Raw genomic sequence first — 21,778 nt, 5'->3', positions numbered from 1 at the left:
GGGTGGCCCGGTGAGGTGGGCAGACCTCAGTGCATGCGGGCGTCGGTGTCGAACAGGTGCTGCTCGGCCGGATGCAGAAGATGTTGAACTATGAATGATCTTCCGGCGACCTTCCACAGGCCGCGTCCGCGGCTGAGGTGGGAGATCGCTTCGGTCTCGACGCTGGTCAGGCCGAGCAGGGCGGCTGCCGCGTGGAGCTGATCGGTTTCCTGCCGGTAGACGATGCGGGTGGAGCAGTCCGCGAGGAGCCCCTCGGCCAGGGCCCGGCCCTGGGATCCGGCGTCCCCGGCGGAGAGCAGGTCGGAGAGGCGGTGAACAACCATGAGATTGGCGATGCCCAGGCCGCGGGACAGCTTCCACTGGGCCTGCATGCGCTGGAGCAGCGCGGGGTGGCGCAGGATGCGCCACGCCTCGTCGTACACGATCCAGCGGCGCCCGCCGCGGGGGTCGGTGAGGGCCGATTCCATCCAGGCCGAGGCGCAGGTCATGGCGAGGACTAGGCCGGTGTCGTCGCCAGAGCCGCCGAGCCGGGACAGGTCGATGCTGAGCATCGGGGTGTTCGGGTCGAAGGCCACGGTGGAGGGGGCGTCGAACATCCCCGCCAAGTCGCCGTGGACCATGCGGCGCAGGGCGTGCGCAAGGTCGCGGGCAGCGTCGCCGAGGTGGCCGGAGACGGTGCCGGCAGCCTGGTCGAGGAGCGCGGGCTGGGCCAGGGTGTGGGCGATGTCCCCGAGCAGCGGGGTGCGACCCGCGTGGGCGGCGGCCTTGACGACGCCGTCGAGGGCGATGTCGAGCGCTGTGTGCTCCATCGGCATCAAGTCCCGGCCCAGCACGGTACGGGCCAGGGAACCGAGCAGGAGCAGGCGCCGCTTGCGGATCTCCCCCGCCCAGTCCGCCTCGGGTACGGACGGCGGCCTCGGCGCTGCGTCCAGGGGGTTGAGGCGGCCGGGCAAGCCGGGGCCGAGGGCGATCGAGGTACCGCCGAGCGCCTGGGCGACGGGAGTCCACTCGCCCTTCGGGTCGCAGGGCACGTAGACGCGGTACCCGAACGCAACACTGCGCAGCGCGAAGGACTTCGCCAGAGCGGACTTGCCCTGGCCGATAACCCCGGCCAACAGCACGTTGGGGTTGGTGAAGCCCTCGACCTTGCCGTACAGGGTGAACGGGTCGAAGGTGAAAGCGGCTTCGGCATGGACGTCGCGCCCGATGTAGATGCCGTCGGCTCCGAGTCCTCCCTCGGCGAGGAAGGGATACGCGCCGGCGGCGACCGCGGTGGTCATGCGGTGCGCGGGCAGGCGCAGAACGCTGCCGCGGGCGGAGGCTGCGCCGGACCGTCCGGAGGACGGGTATGTGGGCGTCGGCATCTGCGCTTCGGCGGGCTCGGTTCCGTGGACTGCGGCGGCTGCACGGGCTTTGGCCTCGGCTTCGGCGAGTTGCTTGCGGGCGGCGCGGCGGCTGGCGCGGTCGGTGCCGTGCGGGGTGAACAGAGGGGAGGCGCTGGCACGGCGGGCGCGGCGGCCGGGACGGTGCTGCTGGGGCATGGAGCGGATCGATTCTGCGATGGGCGCCGCTCACACCGTGCCGGCGGAGCGGGGGCCGTGGTCGCTGGGGGTGGTCTTGCGGCGGATGGAGTGCCCGGAGGCGAGGTGGCGCTGGCAGATGGTGAGGACGGGCGGCCCCTCGGGCAGCGCCTCTGGGCGGCAGACGGGGTCCGCGTCGGCCTTGGGTGTGGCGGGGAGGGTGTGGAAGGCGTCGTGGACGCCGGCTGAGGCCTGCCACAGCCGCAGGTGCGCTGCGGCGAGGTGGCGTCCGGCCGCCGGGTGGGCGGGCCGGGTGGCCTCGGCGAGCTGGTCCAGGAGCAGGTGCAGTCCGGTCAGGTGGCCGTGCAGGACATCAAGGTGTGCGCGGTCGGCCGGAGTGCCGGTGGTGGCGCTTTGGCGGGCGTGGTGGCGGACGCCGGCGGTCGCGGCCCGCAGGTAGGGGTGAGCGTCGCCGGAGTCGGTGAGGGAGGAAGCCAAGAAGCAGGGCGTCTTTCTGTTGGGACGGGCCAGCGGCGGCAGGGCGGTAAGCGATGCCCCGTCTGTGCCGGTTACAGGGCGGTGCGGGCGAGGGGGAGGGCGGCGAGGGTGAACGCGTCGGGCTGCTGGTAGGAAAGGCGGCGCAGGTCAATCTGGGAGGTGACGGCGGCGGTCTCGATCTGCGCGCAGGCGGCGTCCAGTTGGGCGTCGGTTTCGGCGGAGACGGTGAGCAGGCCGGTGAGGGCGACGTCGGCGTGCCCGGCGATGAGCTGGCGTTCGCGTTCCTTGACGTCGGTGTACTCCACGGAGTCGGCTTCGGAGTCGACCTGTCCGCGGCGGGCGCGTTCGTTGGCGTCGGCGATGATCGTGGCCTTGGTGCGCTGGACATCGCGCAGCGCGGCCTCGAGCTCCTGGGGCACGTATATAAGGGAGAAGGATCGGCGCACGCCCGCGGTGAACATCAGCCCGTGCAGGAACCCCGGCGTTGTTTCGGTGCGGGGCCAGTTCTCCACCCAGTAGGTGGCGTGGCGGGCGCTGTCGGTGATGACCCGGTCGTAGTCCTCGACCTGGACGACCGGGCCCGCTGCTGCCGGGTCGGCCTCGGCGCGACCGTGCTCGGACCACTGCTGCAGACCGGCCAGAGCACTGGGGTCGTAGGCAGTGCGGACGACGGCGGCGATCTCCCGGGCCGTCAGCCAGCCGGTGACCGTCAGGCCGGCGCTGCGGGCGGCCTGGGCGACGGAGGCGGTGGTCTGCCCGAGCACGGTGAACGCGCCGGGCAGTCCGCCGCCGGCCTGGGAGATCAGCCGCTTGGCGGCCTTCATGTCCAGGGAGATCGCCAGGTACGTCTCGTGCGGGGCGGCGGCCGGTCCGGCGGAGGCGACGAGGTCGGCGTATACCTGCCCGGCCACCGGTGTTGCCGGGTGGCCGTGGGTGGTCCAGTGGCGGGTGAGGGTGTCGCCGGAGTCGGGGACGGTGCGTTCCAGGACCTGGACGGTGGCGATGTGCCCGGTGCGGGCGATGCCGGCCAGTGCCCGGCCCCAGGCACTCACGTTGGCGTTCTGGGTGGCGGGGTCGAGGAGGGCGAAGGCACGGCTGGTGACGCGGGCCACGGCGGTGAGGGTCTGGCGGTGGGGGTCGTGGACGGCGGCGGCCTGGGATCCGGCCGGGGTGACCACGCGCAGCGAGGCGGCGGTGCCGGGCAGGTGCAGCAGGCCGTCCACCTGGGGGCGGGAGACCGCGCGGGCCAGCCACATGGTTTGGCCGGTGCGTCGGCGGTGGGCGTAGCGCAGGACGATCGGCGCCCAGTCGATGAGGGAGCGGTCGTGGCGGCGGATCGCGACGAGGGCGGCGACAGCCGCCCACAAGGGGATCAGGGCGAGTGCGCCGAGAAGGCCGGTGGACACCACGGTCGCCAGGAGCAGGGCGAGCGCGGCGGAGGTGAGGACGAGCTGGGGCAGGGACAGGCCAAGCAGGATGCCGCGCCGGGACCGGTGAGGGAACTTGATAGTCAGCGGGGACAGGGAGAGATCAGACAAGGCAGGGGGCCGCTTTCGGGGCGCGGGGCTGGCGCCCGGGCGGGACACGCGGTGTGGGCGTCCCACCCGGGCTGGGGCGAACGGATCAGGAACCGCTGGGCGGCGGCGAAGCAGTGAACGGACTGCCAGAGGAACCGGCTGTCGCACTCGGGGCGCCTTGCGGCGGCACCTGCTGCGTGCTGCGCGGTACCGGACCGGCACCCGGGCCCGGGGAGGGCGGCCCGGCCTGCGGGCCGGCGCTGCCGCCGAGGTGGCCGCTGGTGTCCTGGTTCACGCGGGTCGGCGGCGGCTGGACCACCTTCGACAGCCCATCGGCGAGCCCGCCGCCCGCGGACGCCAGGGGCGCGGTGTTCTTCTCCCCGCCGCTGCCGCCGGTGGGGCTGGCGGCGACGTCGCCGGGGAACTGGCCAGGGACACTGGCCGGCCCCTGCGGGGCGGCCCCGGCGGCGGCACCGCCGGTCGCGGCCATCGCGGCGGCCTTGCGGGCAGCCTGCTCAGTGTGCTGCTTGGCGATCTGCGCGCCCGCGCCGCCGGCTCGGTGGATGGATTCGCCGTCGGTGCCTTCGGCGGCCCAGTGCACGAACTTGAACGTGGCGTACGGGCAGAGCAGCACCAGCATCATGATCACGGCACCGGCGAGGCAGTCGGCGAGCGCGGCCATGCCGTCCTTCGGTTCGGTCCGTCCGAGGGCGGAGACACCGAGGAGGAAGACGATCGTCATCAGGAGCTTGGAGACGACGAGGGTGGCGGTGGCTTCGATCCAGCCGCGGCGCCACCTGCGGGCGGCTTCCCAGCCGCCGCCGGCTCCGGCGAAGATCGCGAGGGTGACCAGGACGAGGATGCCGACCTTGCGGACCATCATCACGCACCAGTACAGCAGCGCCCCGACCGCGGAGCCGAGGCCGACGACGGCGGGGATCATCCAGCCCAGCGGCACCATCGAGCCGACCGAGCTGGCCTTGACCATGCGTCGCACGGCTTCCTGGATGGAGGTGTCCGCTGCGGCGAACAGCCCTGCGGACAGCGCGTCGACGACTTCGATGGCCACGGTGGTGAGCGCGATGGCGACGAAGGAGAACAGCACGCCGCTCGCGGTGCCGGTGAACGCCTGGGCCAGTGCCTGGCCGTCGCGTTTGACGGCAGCCCGGATGAGCTGGGCGCAGAAGGTGGCGACGAGGATCGTCAGGCCGATGGGCAGCAGCAGTTCGTAGTTGTCGACGAACCACCCGGCCCGCAGGTCGACCTTGGTGGTGGTGTCAACGGCCTCGGCGGCCAGTTCGGCCGCTCCCGCGGCGAACTCGCCGACAGACTTGGCGATCCAGTTGCCGATGCCTTCGGTGATGGCCTTGCCCGGATCGTTGACGAAGTCGATGGCGTCGGCCGCCGTGCACAGCTTGCTCGCGATGGGCAGGGAGCAGAAGTCCACTGGACGGGATACCTCCTTATCTGTTCAGTGGCGTGCTACGGGGCGACGTTCGAGGCGAGGGAGACCAGGGCGCAGTCGGCGCCAGGCCGGCACTGGACGGCGAGGGTGACCGAACGGTCCTCCGCCCCACCCCCGCCGTCCTTCCAGGCGATGGACTGCTTGCCGGTGACGGTGACCGCGTAGATGTACGCCTCGGTGATCGCCGTCGGGTTCTCCGCCAGGGCCTGCTTGAACGCGGAGGGGAAGCGGGCGTCGGTGACGGTCGCGGTGGCGTACTGGGCGTTGTCCGCCATCCGCGACCACAGCACCGGGTCCGGGACCTGGGCGGACAGAGACGTCCAGTCGGTGTACTTCTTCTCGGCGGTCATCCAGGCGTGCATGCCGGCGAGCTTCTGGTCGCGGCTGGTGGTGCGGGTGTCGTAGGACCACAGCATCACCGCCGCCGCCCGCCCGTAGGCCAGCGGATCCGCCAGCCGCGGCGGCGCCGGAACCGAGCCCGTACCCGCGCCGGGCTTCGATGCGCCCGGCGGGGACGGTGAGGGGTTGGCCGAGGCCGGCGCCGTGGGGGTGCGGGCCTTGCCCTGGTCCCGGCTGGTGAGGAGGGCCGCGGCTGCGGCGACTGCCAGCAGCAGGGCCGTCACGGTCACCAGGACGGTGATCCGCCGCTTGGCGGGCCAGTGCGAGGTGGCGCGGTGCAGGGGGGACAGCGAGCGCTTCCCCATCAGCGGACCTGGGTGCCGAGGGCGGAGAAGAAGGCGACGATGCCGTTGGCGGCGCCGAGACCGAGGGCCGCGCCAGCGCTCACGACGGCGCCCTTCTTGCCGTTGGCCTCGGCCTGATGGCCGCCGCTGTGGTGGCCCCAGGCCCACACGCCGAGGGACACGGCAAGGGCGCCGACGACGGCGATGATGCCGAACATGTTGATCGAGCTGACGACGTTGCGCAGGACGTCAAGTCCCGGGAGGCCGCCACCCTTCGGGGTGATGCCGGGGTCGAAGGCGAGGTGGGTGACGCGGTCTGCGAGTGGAATGGGTATGGCGGAGCTCCTTGCGTACGCAGGGCAAAGCGGCCCTGCGGAATACGGGGAAGGGAAGAGCGCGTTCGGGGCGTGAGGGGCGCTCGGGGTGCGTGAGGGGCCCGGATCAGGCCGGGGCGTTGCCGGCGGTCAGTTGCCCAGCGCGGGGATGCGGCGGACGGCGAGGATCTGCCAGTCCCCGACCTTCTCGATCCGCACTGGACGCCCGGTCTTCGGCGCGTTGATCACGAGCCCTGCGCCCATGTACATGCCGACGTGCTCGGGAACGGCGGCGGTGCCGCGGGTGAAGAGCAGGTCACCGGGCCTCAGGGCACTGGCCGGGACCGGGTCGCCTTCCTTGACCTGGGTGTACGTGGTGCGGGTCAGCTGGACCCCGGCCTTGGCGTAGGCCTGCTGCATCAGGCTTGAACAGTCGCAGCGGCCCATCGGGTCGGGCCCGCGCGGGTTCAGGCATGTGCCGCCCCATTGGTACATCGTGCCGAGCTGGTGCATCGCCCAGTCGATCGCGGTGCGGGCCTTCGGAGAGGCGTCCGCGGGGATCTTGTACCCGTCGGGGACGGAACCTTCGGGGATCTCACCCCAGCCGGCCCCATCCTCGCCCGGTCGGCAGCCGACGCCCGTGCGCCCACCGCTGCCGGTGTCGGGCTGGCCGGGCTGGGCCTGGCCGCCGTTGGGCAGGGTCTTGACGATGGCCTCCTGCAGGGCCCGAGCGAGCGGCTCCCACTGGGCGTAGGCGTCCGGGTAGCCGGAGCGCTGTACGGCCTGGGCAGCCTGGGTGATCGTCATCTGCTGCCAGCCGTTGACCTCCAGCAGCCCCTCGTAGAACTTCGTGGAGGCGTAGACGGGGTCGCGGATCTGCTCGGGTGTGCCCCAACCCATGCTGGGCCGCTGCTGGAACAGCCCCAGCGAATCGCGGTCACCGTAGGTGAGGTTGCGCAGGCGGGATTCCTGGATGGCGGTGGCGAGGGCGACGACCTGCCCGCGCTCGGGGACCTTCATTGCGATGCCGGTGGCCACGATGGTCTTGGCGTGCGGGATCTGCTCGGCGGGCAGTTCCAGGCCTTCGACGCGAACGTTCTGGTCGGCGCCTTGGCCGCCGAGGATGGCCGCGACCTGTCGGGCGACGGCGCCGGTGTCGACGGTGCCGCCGCCGGGGGTGCAGTTCGCGGACCGGGAGGCACCGGCGCTTCCGGCCGCCGCGATGGCGGCGGTGCCGGCGAGGAGGAGTGGGGAGAGGCAGACGACGCCGAGAGCGGCGGCTACGGCCTTCAATCCGGTGTGCCTCCCCGCTCGCCGGTCGGTGCCGGCGGCCGGGATTCAGGCAGGTCAGGGCAGGCGTGCGTCATAACGGTGTCCTTGGTGAGTGAAGCCCGGCCGCGCGGTCCGTGGTGCGTGTGAGAAGGGCGCGTCGTGCCGGGTGATGGGTGATCTGGTGCCCTGCGGCGGGCCGGTTCGAGTTGTCTCTCGTTCCGGCGTGGCAGGGCCTGGGGTCAGGTGTGCCTGGGCACAGGGATCCTCCGTGAGGGCATGGGTGGGGGAGGCCATCCGGCAGTCGGTGCGTGCCGGGGCGGTTCCAAAACTGTAGGTGCCGATCCCCGGTTGACCAAGAAATTGATGATCAAGGCTCTATTTCAAGGGTTTTGGCGGCGACCGTGGTCAACCGGGGATCGTGCCCTACAGTTTTGGGACTCCCCCTTGCAACTGCCGGCGCTTTCTGCCGTGGCCTTGCCATGCCCGCATACCGCCTGGCTGGCGTGTGTCCTATTGGCGCGTTCTGGGGAGTCCCATCCCTTTCCCGACCTGAATTGGGGTCTCTCTTTGCCTTTTTCCCTGCACCAGGGTGACGCGCTCAGCGTCCTGTCCACCCTCCCGGACGACTGCGTCGACTCCGTCATCACCGACCCGCCGTACAACTCCGGAGGGCGGACCGCGAAGGAGCGCACCTCCCGGACGGCACGCCAGAAGTACACCTCCGCGGACGCGGGCCATAGCCTGCCGGACTTCACCGGCGAGAACATGGACCAGCGCTCCTACGGCTTCTGGCTCACCCAGATCATGACCGAGGCCCACCGCCTCACCCGTACCGGTGGGACGGCGCTGCTGTTCACCGACTGGCGCCAGCTGCCCGTCACCACCGACGCGCTCCAGGCCGCCGGATGGCTGTGGCGGGGTGTGCTGGCCTGGCACAAGCCGCAGGCCAGGCCGCAGAAGGGCCGGTTCACCCAGAACTGCGAGTTCATCGTCTGGGGCTCCAACGGCGCCATCGACGGGGACCGGAACGAGGTCTACCTGCCGGGCCTGTACTCGGCCTCGCAGCCCTCGGGGAAGAACCGGCAGCACATCACGCAGAAGCCCGTGGAGGTGATGCGGGAGCTGGTCAAGATCAGCCCGCCGGGCGGCACGGTGCTGGACTTCTGCGCCGGCTCCGGCTCCACCGGCGTCGCCGCCCTGCTGGAGGGCCGGGACTTCATCGGCGTGGAGAAGACCAAGCACTACGCCGAGACCGCCGCTGGACGGCTCACCGAAACACTCCAGCAGACCCTCACCCAGGACGACTTCACCCTGTCCGCCTGATTCCGCCCACCGTCTCACGGGGGCGGATTCCCGAGGGTTCGACTCCCGTTCCTGTCCGGTTGCCGGGCTTTGTAACACGGGATCCCCGGTTAGCCAAACCGGGGATCCCCTGGATCGTTGAAGTTCCCTTCCTGAATTCCCCATGCCTCTACGGCTGCGAGGAGATCCCTTTCCCGTGCACGAATCCCCAGATGCCACCGGCGGCGAGGAACTGGAGCCGGTCCGGATACCGGAAGCCGAGCTGGAGAGCATCCAGGCCAGCGTCCTCAAACTTCTGGACCGCTCCGCCGAACAGGCCCGCCAGCTCGACAGCCTGGCCACCGCTCCCGCCCCGATGCCGCTCCCCGGTTTCGCCATGCCCTCGCTCCCCGGCATGCCGGGGATGCCGGTACCGCCTGCGCTCCCGCCGGAGCCGCGGCCGATCCTGGAGCTGGAGGGCGAGGAGTACGAGAACGAGCTCGACACACTCACGGACTGGGTCGAGGACTTCCTGATGCGCGTCTACGGCGCGGAGGTCACCACCGCTGCGCCGTGGTGCGGGCAGTGGCAGGAGCACCTGGACGTGGTGGCCTGGCTGCACGCCCTGTGGATGGCCTACCTCCAGCACAAGGAACCCGACGCGGGCCAGTCCGGGATGGCGGTGTGGCACCGGGACTTCCTCACCCACACCATGGCCGCCGTCCGCGCACCGGGCGGGCCGCTCTCGGCCTGCCAGACCGATCCGGACCGGCCCGCCCACCGTCTCCTGCGCGGCCCCGGACGATCCAGCCGCGCATCGATCCCGGGCCCGGCAGGTGCAGCGGCACCGGACGGGGGCGAGTCGTGAGCGGGCCCGAGCCCCGGCCTGCGTTCGGCCTCAGCTTCGACCCGCGGGCCCTGAACGACCTGCTTGCGGCCCCCGGCGACATCCGCGACCTGGCCCTCGCCCAGCTCCAGGACGTGGTCAACGCCAGCCTGTTCGGCGGCAAGCTCACCGGCGACCTCGCCGGCCTGCGCAAGCTCTACGTCGATCGCCGCGCTGCCTGGCGCATCGTCTACGCCCAGCGGCCGGCCCCGGCGGGCTCCGTGCACCGCACCGAGATCCACGTGGTCGCCATCCGCCCGCGGGACCGCCACGACGTCTACAACACGGCCGCTGCTCGCCTGGGTATCAAGCGGCGGCCGGTCAGCGCGCTCACCCACGCCGCCCGCGCCCGCTCACCCCAGCTGGCCGGCTACCGGCCCGTTCCCAAGCTCGGCCCTGCGCCGTACGCGCTGCCGGGCCTGCCCCAGCCCGCACCCACCCCCCTCGCCACGAAAGGCCCCACACGTTGACGACCCGCCCCAACCTCCTCGACGCCTTCGCCCACACCCTCCTCGGGACGCAGCCGAAGCCGGAGAACCCCCACCACCGGGCCCTCCTGGAGGCTCACACCGCCGTCCAGCACCTCGAAGGCCAGCTCCTGGAGAGGTTCTCCCGGCCGCTGCCCGAGAACACCTCGCTGCATACGTACGTGGAGGAGTACACCGAGCTCGTCCTAGACCGGCTCGCCGCCGGCGTCGAGCTGTCCCTCTTGCTGTCCGCCCCCTGCGCCCCGGTCACCGGCAGCACCCCGACCGCCGAGGGCGAGTCCGATGCGGACGCGGACTGCTGCCGCCCGAGCGGAGACGCCCCGGTCGAACCCGAGTGCCTCCCGTGCGGGCAGGGTCCGGAGAACGGCTCCTGTCGGCAGGCAGGCGCGGAACCGGCCGACCTGCTGGATGCGTGCCTGGTGGTGTTCTGCGCGCTCGGCGATCCGGACGCGCTGGCGTCGGCGGACCTGGTGGACGGACTGCGCCTCCTGCCCGGCACCGCGGAGGGCCGCTGGTCCTACGCCGACCTCACTCAGCCCCGACTGGCCCAGCTCCTGGCCCCGTTCGGCATCCAGACTCGCGACATCACCCTGCCGGACGGCCGGCGCCGCAAGTCCTACCGCCGCACCGCCTTCGTCTCGGCGGCGTGGGGCGAAGACCTCTGCTGAACCGCCCCACCGGCCCACGCCCCCGACCTGCTCCCACCGTTGTGCTCGCCGGCATCCGGCGGGCTGGGACCTCGGACATCGCCCGCATCGACGCGTTCCGCCGCCGCTGCTCATCTGCCGGTCTTCACCAGCGGTGGGGGCGGACCCGCGTCGCGATCCGCGATATCGATCGCCTGCTGGCCGCTGGTACGACATGGCTCGGCCTCGACGCGGCCGGGCGGGTGACCGCAGTGGCCACCGCAGGGCGTATCAGTGGTGAGTCGCAAGTGAGGGATCTCGGCCTACAGGTCACCGACGCTCAGCAGCACTGCGGCATCGGGACCCTGATGGCCCGCCACGCCGCCGCGCACGCCCGCAGCAGCGGCGCCCACACCCTGTCGGTCTACACCGCGGCGTCGAACACACCGATGCTCCGCATCCTGCACCGCCTCGGTCCCGCCACGCAGACACCGCACGGCAGCCACATGGACGTCCGCGTCCAGCTCAGGAGCTGACACACGCCGTCCGGCCCTGGAACACCTCCCACCGCTTCCACCACCTTCAGGAGCCGCCCATCTCCACCGCACCCGCCTCCTCTTCAGCGCCGGACACTGCGCTTGCCGACCGGATCCAGGCCGTCACCGGTCACAGCGTGACCGGCCTCGCCGAGTACCACGAACGTGGCCTGCTGGACGGGCCGACGGCGGCCCTGGCCGAAGCCCACCGTCTACTGAGGCAGGCGCAGCAGGCCGTGGACTATCACCGCGAGCACCTGCGCCGGCTGCTGTTCGACGAGCCTGTCGTGGATACCACGGTCGCGGACCGCATCGACCGGTCGATCGGCCACCTGCGGCAGGCCGCCGCCACCCGCGGCACTCACCGCGACGCCGTCCTCGCCGCCCTGGCCGAACTCCAGGCCGTCGGCTCCGCCCGGCCGGATACCAGCGGGGCTCCGGACCTGTCGGCCCCGGACACTGCCGCGCTGCTTGCCATCGCCCGCGGAGCCAAGCTCCACGAGAACCTGCTCACCCAGCGGCTGTCGGTCATCACGTCCTCGGGCACCCGCATCGCCTACTCGGCACTTCAGCGCCTAGAGTCCGCCGGCCTGGTCGCGCGGGACGCCTCCCGGCCCGTCCACGCCGGGGTCCCCCTCACCCTGACCGAGGCCGGACGCGCCACGCTCACCGGCCCCCGGCGTACGAAAGCACGCGGGACCCCTTCGGCCGTCCGCACCGGTGCCTGGCCGCCGCCCGCCGCGCGGGCCCATCGCTGACTCCGCCCGCCCACCTCACGCACGACGAACGGACCTCCTTGCCACCGACCGATGACGAGCCCGACTTCCGACTCGACGGCCTTGAGCCCTCGGACCCCGCGATGGGGGAGAGCTTCGTGGAGAGCGAATCCCACGAGATGAGCGTGCTGGCCTCTCACCACAGCCCGGACGGGCGCACCAGCTTCTTCGTACTCCACGACCGCACCGCGACCTGGGGCATCCCCGGCGAGCCGCAGCTGATCGCCCTCCACCTCACGCGCGACACCCCAGCCCGCACCTTCACGGCCGACTTCGTCCGCCTGCCGCTGGTCTCGATGGCCCAGTCGTGGCTGATCAAGCGCGGCTGCCCCACCGATGCCATCGGCCTGCCGGAAGGGACGGGGTCCAGGCCCGCGGACGAGACCACCGTCGCCCTGGAGCGGCGGCTGATAGGTGACGGGGACAACTTCGCCGTCCTGTTCAGCTACACCGAGGACGACGGCCCGAAGCCGGAGATCACGGGGGTGCTGCTGCGGGCCCTCGACGAACTTGCGCCGTACCCGTACCGGGTGTTGCTGGAGGAGGTGGACATCGACACCTGGACCCACACCCTGCGCGAGGGCGGCTTCGAGACCTTCGAGGCGGCGGACGCGTGGCTGGAGGACCGCGATACCCCGCTCCCGGCCCCGCCGGCCCTTCGGGCATCGGTCGCGCGCACGCCTGGGGCACCGGCACGCCCCCCGGCCCCTGTGACAGGGCCGAATCCGGGACGGTCCCGCTAACCGTGTTGGGGGCGGAGAAGGTAACAGCACATCCCCGGTTAGCCAAACCGGGGATTGTCCGGACCCTTGAATCAGCCCGGCGGGTAACGCCGCACGGGCTTCCCACCCCTGCCTGTCGCCTTGGGCGAGGCATGCCCATTTCCTGGAGAGGAGTCCACGGTGTCCCAAGCACTGGAGTCCGACGATGTCGTGGGTGTCATCACCCAGTTGATCGAAGCCCGTTACGGAATGACGCCCGACGAGCTGCGGGCCGCGGTCACGGCGGCACCGGGCGCCGATCCCGGCGCGACCACGGTCCTCCGCTGGTACGGGCATCTCACCGATGCCCAGGAAGCCCTCACCCGCGCCGAGGACGCGCTCGTCGCTGAACTCGGTAGCACGCCGGGAGAGCTGGACGACCCGGCCATGGCCCTCGCCCACCAGGTGAACGCGGCGGTCGCGGTCCGCGAGGGCCGGGCCATGGTCGTGCGCTACCTCCTCGACGGCAACGCCCCCGGCAACCGCGCTGCCTGGTCCGCACGCACCAACGGACTGGCTCCGGCCGTCCGGACCACGCCGGTTGCCCGGCCCGCCGCCACTGCGGTGCCGGTGAGGGGGGCTGTGCGATGAGCGCTTCCACCAAGCCCTCCAGCCAGGACATCCGTCTCGAAGAGGTCTTCGGCGCCCCGGTCGGCGAGCTGTACGCGCAGGCCATGGCCGGGATCGCGCCGCCGGCGGTGTCGCGGGCGCTGGAGCTGCGTTCCTTCCTCGCTCTGACCGAGGAACAGGTCGCTCGGGTCCGGGACCGGGTGCACGCCGCCATGGCCCCGGACCGGGACATGAACGAGCTGTCGGCCGCACAGCTGCGGATGGACTCGCAGTGGATGGACGCCGCCCTGTCCGCCCGCGGCGAGTACCTCACCGCTCTGGGCGAGCTCCTTAAGACCATGCCGGCGCCGACCAACCCTCCCCGCCGGCCGGTCGCATTCGATCATTCTCGTCTCGCAGCCCGGCTGAGTCCCCGTCCCGCCCCGGCCGCCTTACCGCCACAGCCCGCAACGAGAGGCCGCTGATTGCCCCACCGCACCTCCCAGTCCATCACCGAACGCATCGAAGCCCTCTACGGCCGGCCCCGTGCCGAACTCGAAGCCCACGCGGATGCCACCGGCCACCCCAGCATGCTGGCCGCGCTCCTCGGCTCCCTGTCCGCGGTCGAATTCGCCGAACGCGACATCGCCTTCCAGGCCGAGCGCCTGCGCCAGCTGACCCACCCCGACCGCGAGATCGGCCGCTTCACCGCCGGACACCTCCTCGACTGCGCCCGCCGCATCGGCGAAGCCGTCGCCATCCGCGACTCCCAGGCCCGGCACACCTCCGCCGTCCTGCAGAGCCTGCACCGCGCCCCCGCGCCCGCCGAGCAAGCCCCCGCCACGCCCGCCCTGCCGGCTCCCGCACCCGCTGCCCCGGCCGCGCGGGCGCGCTGAACCCTCCTCCACCCACGTTCCAGGAGCACCACTTTGCCTACCCCCGGGATGCCCGAAACCGTCGCCGCCGACCTGTCCCGCGTCACCGAAAGCCTGCAGATGCTGGCCCCCCGCTGGAACGTGTGGGTGCTGATGACCCTGGCGGAACAGCCCCTGCGCTACAGCGACATCAAGACCCGCCTGCCCTGGCTCGTCGACGGCCAGCTCCACCCCAAGCTCCGCAAGCTCACCGACGCCGGGATGGTCGAGCGCACCGCCCTTGACCGGCGAAACGTCCTCTACGGGCTGTCCGCCCGCGGCAAGGCGGTGCTGCCGGTGCTCCCGGAGCTGGCCCACTGGGGCCGCACCCACCTGGAGAAGGACACCGCCCCGGACGCCGTCACGGGCCAGCGCGTACCCAAGGCGGTGCCACAGGCCCAGGACATCGAAGACACCCTCACGCTGCTCTCACCCCGGCACGCCACCGCGATCCTGTGGACGCTCCAGGTGCGAGGAGCGTCCAGCGCCAAGGCCATCGCCGCCAGTGTGATGCCCGACTCCAGCCTCTCCGTGATCTACCAGCCCCTGCAGCGGCTGGCCGAGGACGGCCTGATCACCCGCGACCGGCACCGCGACGGCCACGTCGAGCTGACCGCGGCCGGCCGGAACCTCGCACCGGTCTACCGGGCCCTGTCCGCCTGGGCGGCCGGCCGCCCACCGGCGGAGGCCGGCGACCACCCGGTCTGGGGGCTGGCACCCGTACCCTCCCCGGCCACGACCGCCGGGCCCGGCGTGTGGCTCACCACCCAGCCCCGCCACCCCGCACCAGCACCCCGGCCGACCCAGACCGCCTGGAAGCCGGGCGACATGTTCTCCCACACCACCCCCGCCCGCCCGATCACCCCCGCACCGGCAGGAGGCCGCACCCGATGAACACCTCCCGCACCCCGGCCACCCCGACGTCGCGGTCCGCCGACACGCTGGCTCACGCCGGACTCATCCGTCTCATCAGCGAGATCGACGACAACGGACCCCTCCAGCGGCGCATGCTCGCCACCACCCTGCACGGCCTCTCCCGCCGCCAGCTCACCCACGCCACCACCACCGGCCGACGGCTGGGACTGCTGCGTACCGGCCGCCAGGCCGGCAACGCCTGCTACGTCCTGACCAGCGTCGGCCGCGACCTCGCCGAGGTCTACGACATCGCGGCCCGGTGGGCCCGTACCTACCACTACCCCCACCCGGTCAGCGACTTCACCACCCGCGTCCAGGCCACCCTCACCCTCCTCGCCCAGCACCCCGGCAACACCGCCGAGGCCGGGCCGGACGACGAAGCCGCGCGCACCTTGCACTCCGTACGGGCCGCCCTGTCGCAGTGGTCCGGCGACCACGGGGACGCCCTCGTCACGGACCCGGTGTCCGCCCGGGCGCAGGACGGGATGGAACTGGCGGCGTGAGCACTACCTCCAACGGTCCGGCCGAAGCAGGTCTTGGAATCCGCACGGTGGCCGAGGCCGTCGGCACCGACCCATCCGTGTGGGCGCACGCCGTCATGAAGGACGCGCCCGGCCACGTGCAGGCCGTGGTGCTCGCGGTGATGAACACCGCCCACGAACTGGACGCCGTGCAGCGGCACCTCCTCGACGACGCGGTCCGCGCGATCGAGGAGCTGTCGAAGACCGCGGCCGGTACCGACAGCCTCCGGGCCACCGGCGGCCTCCTCGGCGACCGGGGCGCCCGCATCGAGCGCCTGGCCGTCCGCCGCGGGGAACTCCTGCGCCGCCTCGATGCCCACCTGGCCCTCTACCAAGCCGCCAACTCCGGGCCCCAGCCGACTGCCGGGCCGACGAGCACAGCGGGTCCGGCGCATCCTGCGGACTCCCCGCCGCAGGCGCGCGGCCCGCGCCGCTGACCTCGCTCCACCTCCTTCTCTCTGTTCAGCTCGCTGCGGCGGGCGCCGTTCTTGTGTGAAAGCGACGATGACCACCGAGCTTGTGATCGCCGGCCCCCGGCACGCCCTCCTGCCGCAGCTGTCCCTGCTGCGCCGGATCTACCTCCCCCGCACCGCGGATGCCGCAGCGTTCGCGATGACCACGTACGGCATCCCGCTGATCGTGCTGGCCACCACCGGCTCGGCGGCCCTGACCGGCCTGGCGTTCGCACTGGAGTGGGTACCCAGGCTCGCAGCGTTCTCCCTGGCCGGGGCGATGGTCGACCGGCACGGCACCAAAAGGGTCTTCCGTATCGCCTCCGTACTGCGCGCCCTGGTGGTGCTGGCCGCCGCGTTCCTCCTGCCCCAGGTCAGTGGTGCCGCTGCGACGGTCACGGTGATGGCGCTCGCCGCCGTCACCGGCGTGGTCACCGAGTTCTCCTACATCGCCGCCGAGACCGCCGGGGCCACCGCCAGCCGGGACGCGGGCGAGCGGGCGCACCGGGTGCAGTCCGTCCTGCTGGGCATCGACCAGACCGCCACCCTCGCAGGACCCGCCGCCGCAGGATTCCTCCTGCACTGGGCCGGGGTGACTGGCACCCTGGTCACCATCGCTGCCTGTTCCCTCCTCGGTGCGCTCCTCGCCCCGTGGCACCGCGAGCCCCGCCAGGTGGACCCGGACGCCTCCACCCTGACCGGACTGGCCACCGGCTGGAAGACCCTCATCTCCCTGCCGGCGCTCGCCTGGCTGATCGCCGGACTGACTGTCTCCAACGTGGCCACGGGCATGTTGCAGGCCGCCGCTCCGATCATCGTCGTTCAGCACTTCGGGTACTCCAGCGCCGCCGTCGGCGTCATCTGGTCCGCAGCCGCAGCGGCCTCCCTCCTCACGGTCGCCTGCTGCCGCTTCGCCATCGACCGCGTCGGCCTGTGGCCCACCGGAGCAGCCAGCGCCCTCGTCGCCGCCGCGGCAGGGCTCGCCGTCTCCCAAGTCGGGACCTACACCCAGTTCCTGGTCCTCACCGCCGTGCTGATGGCCGGCGAGGGCGGCATGACCGTCGTACTGCGCACCCTGCGCTCCCACCTCATCCCCGAACAGGTCTTCGGCGCCACCCTCGGCGTCACCATCCTCGTCATGCTCCTGCCGTTCCCCCTCGCCGGCATCCTCGTCGCCCTCACCCCGTCGGCCCTCCTCGGCCACGTCCTCACCGCCTGCGCCGCCCTCCAGGCCATCGGACTTACCGCAGCCTTCTGGCGCCTGCGCCGCGAACCCGCCATGCGCGACCGCCACCCGGCCGCCACCTGACCCCCGTGGAACTGCCCATGCCCAACGACCAACTAGCACCCGTCTCGGCCTACACCGCCGACCAGGCCGCCTGCGCCGCCGCACTGCTCCGCACCCTGACCACCCGCCTCCACAGCCTGCCTTCCGACCAGGCCGCCGCACTGGCCCGCCTGCTGCACGCACCCGACGGCCTCGCCACCGACATGCGAAGCCTCCTCGCAGCCGCCCACCACCCCGCCCCCGCAGACAAGGACCCGTCTTGACCGATCCCCGACCGCTCCGGCAGCCGACCGGACGCCCCGTCGTCCTGGTCGTCGCCCCCAACGACGAGCTGTACCGCGGCTACTGCCTCGCCTCCGTCGCCGCCGCCTACGACACCGTCGTCATCACCCCCACCCCCCTCACCTGGGAACACCCCCACGTCATCGACCACGAACAGGCCGACCCCTACGACCTCGACGCCCTGCTCACGGCCGGGCAGGCCCTTGCCTCGCGGAACCCGGTCGTCGGCGTGCTCACCTGGAACGAGACCCTGCTCGTCAACACCGCCCGCCTCGCCCGCCACCTCGGCCTGCCCGGCGACCGGCCCGGCGTGATGCGGGCCTGCCGCGACAAGGCCACCAGCCGCGCCCTGTTCGACCGCCACAAGGTGCCCTCCGCCACCTCGGTGAAGGCCGCGACCCTTGCGGAAGCCGTAGCGGCGGCCCAGGCCATCGGCTACCCGGTCGTCGTCAAGCCAGCGGGCCAGGCCGGCAGCGTCGGCGTCATCCGCGTCGATACCCCGCAGCAGCTCCCGGACGCCTTCGCCTTCGCCACCACCGGCGCCCAGCTGCACGGCGGGGAGTCCACGGTGGTGCTGGTGGAGGAGTACCTCGACGGCGAGGAGATTTCCGTCGAGTGCGTCACCCACCAGGGCATCACCACCCCGGTCGCCATCACCCGCAAGCAACTGGGTTTCGCCCCGTACTTCGAGGAGACCGGCCACAGCGTGGACGCCGCAGACCTGCTCCTGCCGCACGTCGGCCCCATCGCCCAGGCCGCCGTCGCCGCCCTGGGCATCACCTCCGGCATCCAGCACGTGGAGATGCGGCTCACGGCGAGCGGACCGCGCATCGTCGAGGTCAACGCCCGCATCGGCGGCGACCTGATCGGCAAGCTCGTCCTGCTCGCCACCGGCATCGACCTGCCCCGGGCCGCCGCCGACCTCGCCTTCGGCCGCCGCCCCGACCTCACCCCGACCCGGCACCAGGCCGCGGCCATCGCCCTGCTCTACCCCGACACCTCCGGCACCGTCACCGCCCGGGGCATCGACCCTGCCCTGGCCGGAGCAGACTGGCTGCACCAGACCAGCTGGATCCTCGAGCCCGGCGACCGCGTCACTCTGCCGCCCGAGGGCGATGTCGACGTCGCCCGCGTCGGCCTTGTCGTCGTCACCGCGGCCGACGCCGGCCAGGCCCGCGAGTGCCTCGACACGGTCACCGGCCACATCACGATCACTGTCGCACCCGCCGCCTGAACCCCGAGACCTGGAGCCCCTTGACCGACACCTCCGACATCGACGGCGACGTGTGGGTATCCCCCCGCTACCTCGCCGGCAGCGCCGCGAACGTCGACCCCGCATTGAAGCCGCTGTTCGACCTCGGCTTCGACCGCCACAACGACGAGTACGGCAACCTCTACCTCGCCTCCCCGGACCGCAAGGTCCGCCTCGGCTTCCTCCCCGAGGGCGAAGACGACGGCATGTGGCGGATCACCGCCTACAAGGACCCGTTCGCCGCCCCCGCCTGGGGCGTCTGCTTCAACGACTCAGCGCCCACCGAACTGGTCACCGCCTTCACCACCGCGCTCGCCAGCGCGTACACCACCGGCGCCGACGCCTACCTTCACAACGGCGCCGACCAGGACCGGTACGACGCCCTCGCCCCACTCCTGGACGAACGGTGGAAGCTCCAGTACACCGGCTACGGCTCCGCACTGGCCCTGCGGGCCCCCGACGGCATGGCCGGCCTGGAGTACGCAACCGGCCCACTCGACCCGCAACGCGAACTCACCACGCTGCAGGCCCGCTGGTACATGGAAGGCGGTCTCAAGGGCCCCCGCTGGTACGCCACCGCCTCCACCGGCACCCCCGTAACACTGGTCGCCGCGGTCACCACCGCGCTCGCCGACCCGGCTCCGGTCGCCCGATGGGACAGCTTCCTCAGCTCACTGCTGCGCCCGCACGTCCAGCTCACCCCGGTCGTCCCGCCCCCGCCGCCGGCACCGACCCCGCTGGACGTACACCGCCGCACCGGGACAAGGCCACGGCCGGCCCTCACCACGACCAGCGTCCCCCGCTGGAGCACCAGCACCAGCACTCGCCCAGCCGCCGCCCGCCGCTGACCCCCGCACCCCGGAGCCCACGTGCCCTTGCACGCCAAGGAGTTCTTCGCCGAACTCAACCTGCCATTTGCCACCAGCACCGTTATCGGTGACCGCTACTACGCCGCCCTCGCCGACGGCTCGGCACTGCGGCTGCGCATCGACTTCGCCCCGACGATCCGCCACGGGGAGTACGACGGACTGCGCCTGAACGTGATCCACCCCGAACGCGGCGCCCTCCACGTGGAGACCCTCGCCTTCGCCGACCACCACACCTTCACCCACCGAGAAGCCGCACGCGGCAAGTCCCCGGGCCACGACGGCTACGCCCGCATCCGCGACTGGCAGTCTTCCGGCCCGGCGCCCTGGCGGGGCGCCGACCTCACCGGACTGCGGCAGGCCGTCACCGACTTCACCGCCATGTGGACCCACCCACCGACCGCACCCTCTACCGGACACCAGCGCGAGCGGGCGAGTAAGGCACAGACCCTCGACGCGCCCGGGCTGCAACACCCGGCCGGCTTCTGGGCTGCCGACACCGACTTCCTCGACCTGCTCCACCAGGCGACCCTGCTCGTCTTCGACTTCGCCGAGTACGGCACCCTCGACGGCATCCCCGTCTCGCAGAACCTTCGCTACGCCCGCGAAGGCGTCCGCGACACCCTCGGCTTGCCGACCGAGTACGGCCTCCTGGCCGAGGCCGAGGCCGTCGCCCACATCACCCAGACCGCCGGCCGCCCGTACGGACCCGGCACCGCCGCAGCACTGGCCTGCATCGACGCCGTGAGCCTGGAAGACCAGCATGCCCTGGTCAAGGCAGCAGCCCACCGCTACCGCGCTTCCCAGGCACAGCCGGTCCTGACCACCGCGCCCACCGCCCGGCCCGCTCTGCCTGCCTCGGCACCCGCACAGGCCGCACTGGGGCGCACCCCCTGACGCCCGTCCCGGCCCCGCCAAGGGATCCCGGCAGTGCACCCCCACCCCACCACATCAGGAGACTGTTCCACCGCATGCGTACCCGCACCAATTCCCGCCGCACCGCACCGGCAGCCGTCGCCGCCGCAGCCACCCTCGCCACCACGACGCTGACCTGGGCGCCGTGTGCCTGGGCCGAAGCCCCCGAACCGCAGCCCGGCCACATCGAGATCACGAAGAAGGACCCCGGCGGCGACCTCCTGGCCGGAGCGGAGTTCTCCCTGCTCGACACCCTCAACGGCACCAAGGCCCTCACCGGTAGGACCGGCAAGGACGGCATCCTGCGCTTCGAGGGCGTCACCCCAGGCGTGTGGCGTCTCAAGGAAACCAACTCCGGCAGCCCGATCCACGACCTCGCCCCGGACCAGGACATCGTCGTCACCCCCGGCCAGAGTGCCAAGCTCACCGTCGTCGACCCATTCAAGCCCGCCGAAGTCACGGTGACCAAAACGGACAAGGACACCGGCAAGCCGCTCGCCGGCGCCGTCATCAACATCACCCCACAGGCCGGCGACGGCAAGCCGCTCACGCTCACCACCGGCAAGGACGGCACCGCCACCGCCAAGCTCGACGTCTCCGCCCGCACCGGCACCCCCTACACCGCCACCGAGACCAAGGCCCCCGACGGCTACCAGCTCAACTCCACCCCCGTGAAAATCACCGCCAAGCCCGGCGAGAAGACCACCGCCGCCTTCACCAACACCAAGAAGGACCAGCCGACCAACCCGCCCACCACCCCGACACCCACAACACCGGCCACACCGTCAGGGAGCCCGACCCCGACCACCCCCGACACGACCGGCACGCCCACCCCGTCCGCGACTCCGCCGTCCTCGGCTGCTCCGCGGCCGACCGAGACCGCGTCGAGCACCGCTTCTCCCGCCCCGAAGGGATCCCTTGCCCAGACCGGCGCAGACTCCACTTCCTGGCTACTTGCCGGCGCCGGACTGCTGATCAGCGCGGGCGGCGGCGCGCTGCTCGCTCTGCGCCGCCGTCGAGAAGCCAACCAGGACAGCCAGCCGAACGGCTGATCCCGCACCTGACACCCGCATAAGTGAACAACCCCCAGGCCAGGCCCCAGGAACCGCGCAGGTTCCTGGGGCCTGTTGCCTTGCCTGCACCGGGCAGGGGCCTCGGGGGGCTCCAGTTGTCCTTTGTCATCCAATCGAGTCGTTTGACA

Annotated in this window: 26 protein-coding genes; 19 read left to right on the top strand and 7 right to left on the bottom strand. The window is 72.1% G+C overall.

The genetic code is table 11. From position 1 onward, the window contains the following. Nucleotides 1-26: 26 nt before the first annotated feature. From K7B10_RS07935 to K7B10_RS07905, 7 genes are all read right to left on the bottom strand, one after another. Nucleotides 27-1,541: a putative type IV secretion/conjugal transfer ATPase gene (locus tag K7B10_RS07935; protein WP_229335252.1), complete on the bottom strand. Its 1,515-nt coding sequence runs from the start codon at nt 1,539-1,541 to the stop codon at nt 27-29. 30 nt (nt 1,542-1,571) lie between these two features. Next, entirely contained in the window at nt 1,572-2,018 is a 447-nt protein-coding gene (locus K7B10_RS07930) for a DUF6238 family protein (protein ID WP_229335251.1), read from the bottom strand. Nucleotides 2,019-2,089: 71 nt separating this feature from the next. After that, nucleotides 2,090-3,556, bottom strand: a complete 1,467-nt coding sequence (locus K7B10_RS07925) for an SCO6880 family protein (RefSeq protein WP_229335250.1) — start codon at nt 3,554-3,556, stop codon at nt 2,090-2,092. 85 nt (nt 3,557-3,641) lie between these two features. Further along, on the bottom strand, nt 3,642-4,982 hold the full coding sequence (locus tag K7B10_RS07920) for an SCO6881 family protein (protein WP_229335249.1): 1,341 nt from the start codon (nt 4,980-4,982) through the stop codon (nt 3,642-3,644). A gap of 35 nt (nt 4,983-5,017) precedes the next feature. Next, a complete protein-coding gene (locus tag K7B10_RS07915) occupies nt 5,018-5,704 on the bottom strand; it encodes a hypothetical protein (RefSeq protein ID WP_229335248.1) in 687 nt (228 codons plus the stop codon). After that, nucleotides 5,704-6,018, bottom strand: a complete 315-nt coding sequence (locus K7B10_RS07910; protein ID WP_229344839.1) for a DUF6112 family protein — start codon at nt 6,016-6,018, stop codon at nt 5,704-5,706. The genes K7B10_RS07915 and K7B10_RS07910 overlap by 1 nt, the downstream gene beginning before the upstream one ends. A gap of 129 nt (nt 6,019-6,147) precedes the next feature. Next, nucleotides 6,148-7,290 carry a C40 family peptidase gene (locus tag K7B10_RS07905; RefSeq protein WP_229335246.1) on the bottom strand — a complete coding sequence of 381 codons (1,143 nt, stop codon included), beginning with the start codon at nt 7,288-7,290 and terminating at the stop codon, nt 6,148-6,150. 546 nt (nt 7,291-7,836) lie between these two features. On the opposite strand from K7B10_RS07905, the gene K7B10_RS07900 reads away from it, so the two are divergent. From K7B10_RS07900 to K7B10_RS07810, 19 genes are all read left to right on the top strand, one after another. Further along, nucleotides 7,837-8,592 (top strand): DNA-methyltransferase, encoded by a 756-nt coding sequence (locus tag K7B10_RS07900; RefSeq protein WP_229335244.1) that lies wholly within the window; start codon nt 7,837-7,839, stop codon nt 8,590-8,592. A gap of 175 nt (nt 8,593-8,767) precedes the next feature. Beyond that, nucleotides 8,768-9,418 carry a DUF4913 domain-containing protein gene (locus K7B10_RS07895; RefSeq protein ID WP_229335242.1) on the top strand — a complete coding sequence of 217 codons (651 nt, stop codon included), beginning with the start codon at nt 8,768-8,770 and terminating at the stop codon, nt 9,416-9,418. Beyond that, complete coding sequence (locus tag K7B10_RS07890; RefSeq protein WP_229335241.1) at nt 9,415-9,906, top strand: type II toxin-antitoxin system RelE family toxin; 492 nt, start codon at nt 9,415-9,417, stop codon at nt 9,904-9,906. The genes K7B10_RS07895 and K7B10_RS07890 overlap by 4 nt, the downstream gene beginning before the upstream one ends. Then, entirely contained in the window at nt 9,903-10,592 is a 690-nt protein-coding gene (locus K7B10_RS07885; protein ID WP_229335240.1) for a DUF3631 domain-containing protein, read from the top strand. The genes K7B10_RS07890 and K7B10_RS07885 overlap by 4 nt, the downstream gene beginning before the upstream one ends. Before the next feature lie 41 nt (nt 10,593-10,633). Next, on the top strand, nt 10,634-11,086 hold the full coding sequence (locus K7B10_RS07880) for a GNAT family N-acetyltransferase (RefSeq protein ID WP_229335239.1): 453 nt from the start codon (nt 10,634-10,636) through the stop codon (nt 11,084-11,086). Between the two features lie 137 nt (nt 11,087-11,223). Then, the gene (locus K7B10_RS07875; RefSeq protein WP_229335238.1) at nt 11,224-11,844 is read left to right on the top strand and encodes a hypothetical protein; all 621 of its coding nucleotides are present in this window, start codon (nt 11,224-11,226) and stop codon (nt 11,842-11,844) included. Between the two features lie 116 nt (nt 11,845-11,960). Beyond that, complete coding sequence (locus K7B10_RS07870) at nt 11,961-12,605, top strand: hypothetical protein (RefSeq protein WP_229335237.1); 645 nt, start codon at nt 11,961-11,963, stop codon at nt 12,603-12,605. 159 nt (nt 12,606-12,764) lie between these two features. Then, the gene (locus K7B10_RS07865) at nt 12,765-13,214 is read left to right on the top strand and encodes a hypothetical protein (RefSeq protein ID WP_229335236.1); all 450 of its coding nucleotides are present in this window, start codon (nt 12,765-12,767) and stop codon (nt 13,212-13,214) included. Continuing rightward, nucleotides 13,211-13,657: a hypothetical protein gene (locus K7B10_RS07860; protein WP_229335235.1), complete on the top strand. Its 447-nt coding sequence runs from the start codon at nt 13,211-13,213 to the stop codon at nt 13,655-13,657. The genes K7B10_RS07865 and K7B10_RS07860 overlap by 4 nt, the downstream gene beginning before the upstream one ends. Next, on the top strand, nt 13,658-14,068 hold the full coding sequence (locus K7B10_RS07855; RefSeq protein ID WP_229335234.1) for a hypothetical protein: 411 nt from the start codon (nt 13,658-13,660) through the stop codon (nt 14,066-14,068). Between the two features lie 48 nt (nt 14,069-14,116). Next, nucleotides 14,117-14,980, top strand: a complete 864-nt coding sequence (locus K7B10_RS07850; RefSeq protein WP_229335233.1) for a winged helix-turn-helix transcriptional regulator — start codon at nt 14,117-14,119, stop codon at nt 14,978-14,980. Continuing rightward, nucleotides 14,977-15,504: a regulator gene (locus K7B10_RS07845; RefSeq protein WP_229335231.1), complete on the top strand. Its 528-nt coding sequence runs from the start codon at nt 14,977-14,979 to the stop codon at nt 15,502-15,504. Before K7B10_RS07850 ends, K7B10_RS07845 begins: the two co-directional genes overlap by 4 nt. Further along, nucleotides 15,501-15,959, top strand: coding sequence for a hypothetical protein (locus tag K7B10_RS07840; RefSeq protein ID WP_229335229.1), 459 nt, complete (start codon nt 15,501-15,503; stop codon nt 15,957-15,959). Before K7B10_RS07845 ends, K7B10_RS07840 begins: the two co-directional genes overlap by 4 nt. Before the next feature lie 67 nt (nt 15,960-16,026). Next, nucleotides 16,027-17,283, top strand: coding sequence for an MFS transporter (locus K7B10_RS07835; RefSeq protein WP_229335227.1), 1,257 nt, complete (start codon nt 16,027-16,029; stop codon nt 17,281-17,283). Between the two features lie 17 nt (nt 17,284-17,300). Then, nucleotides 17,301-17,525 (top strand): hypothetical protein, encoded by a 225-nt coding sequence (locus K7B10_RS07830; RefSeq protein ID WP_229335225.1) that lies wholly within the window; start codon nt 17,301-17,303, stop codon nt 17,523-17,525. Beyond that, nucleotides 17,522-18,778, top strand: coding sequence for an ATP-grasp domain-containing protein (locus K7B10_RS07825; RefSeq protein ID WP_229335224.1), 1,257 nt, complete (start codon nt 17,522-17,524; stop codon nt 18,776-18,778). Before K7B10_RS07830 ends, K7B10_RS07825 begins: the two co-directional genes overlap by 4 nt. Nucleotides 18,779-18,798: 20 nt before the next feature. Next, nucleotides 18,799-19,644, top strand: a complete 846-nt coding sequence (locus K7B10_RS07820) for an SPDY domain-containing protein (RefSeq protein ID WP_229335223.1) — start codon at nt 18,799-18,801, stop codon at nt 19,642-19,644. A 21-nt stretch (nt 19,645-19,665) separates the two neighbouring features. Next, nucleotides 19,666-20,559 carry a hypothetical protein gene (locus K7B10_RS07815; protein WP_229335222.1) on the top strand — a complete coding sequence of 298 codons (894 nt, stop codon included), beginning with the start codon at nt 19,666-19,668 and terminating at the stop codon, nt 20,557-20,559. A 74-nt stretch (nt 20,560-20,633) separates the two neighbouring features. Continuing rightward, nucleotides 20,634-21,629, top strand: a complete 996-nt coding sequence (locus tag K7B10_RS07810) for a SpaA isopeptide-forming pilin-related protein (RefSeq protein WP_229335221.1) — start codon at nt 20,634-20,636, stop codon at nt 21,627-21,629. Nucleotides 21,630-21,778: the final 149 nt, after the last annotated feature.

Origin of the sequence: Streptomyces flavotricini, assembly GCF_020639365.1 — a bacterium.
In the GTDB taxonomy this organism is placed as follows: Bacteria; Actinomycetota; Actinomycetes; order Streptomycetales; family Streptomycetaceae; genus Streptomyces; species Streptomyces flavotricini.
This window is presented reverse-complemented; position numbering and strand designations above follow the sequence as displayed.

What these genes read in the sequence shown, in the direction of transcription:
- K7B10_RS07845 (WP_229335231.1), top strand. Translation starts at nt 14,977, where the DNA reads ATGAACACCTCCCGCACCCCGGCCACCCCGACGTCGCGGTCCGCCGAC.
- K7B10_RS07850 (WP_229335233.1), top strand. Translation starts at nt 14,117, where the DNA reads ATGCCCGAAACCGTCGCCGCCGACCTGTCCCGCGTCACCGAAAGCCTG.
- K7B10_RS07860 (WP_229335235.1), top strand. Translation starts at nt 13,211, where the DNA reads ATGAGCGCTTCCACCAAGCCCTCCAGCCAGGACATCCGTCTCGAAGAG.
- K7B10_RS07835 (WP_229335227.1), top strand. Translation starts at nt 16,027, where the DNA reads ATGACCACCGAGCTTGTGATCGCCGGCCCCCGGCACGCCCTCCTGCCG.
- K7B10_RS07810 (WP_229335221.1), top strand. Translation starts at nt 20,634, where the DNA reads ATGCGTACCCGCACCAATTCCCGCCGCACCGCACCGGCAGCCGTCGCC.
- K7B10_RS07915 (WP_229335248.1), bottom strand. Translation starts at nt 5,704, where the DNA reads ATGGGGAAGCGCTCGCTGTCCCCCCTGCACCGCGCCACCTCGCACTGG.
- K7B10_RS07830 (WP_229335225.1), top strand. Translation starts at nt 17,301, where the DNA reads ATGCCCAACGACCAACTAGCACCCGTCTCGGCCTACACCGCCGACCAG.
- K7B10_RS07935 (WP_229335252.1), bottom strand. Translation starts at nt 1,541, where the DNA reads ATGCCCCAGCAGCACCGTCCCGGCCGCCGCGCCCGCCGTGCCAGCGCC.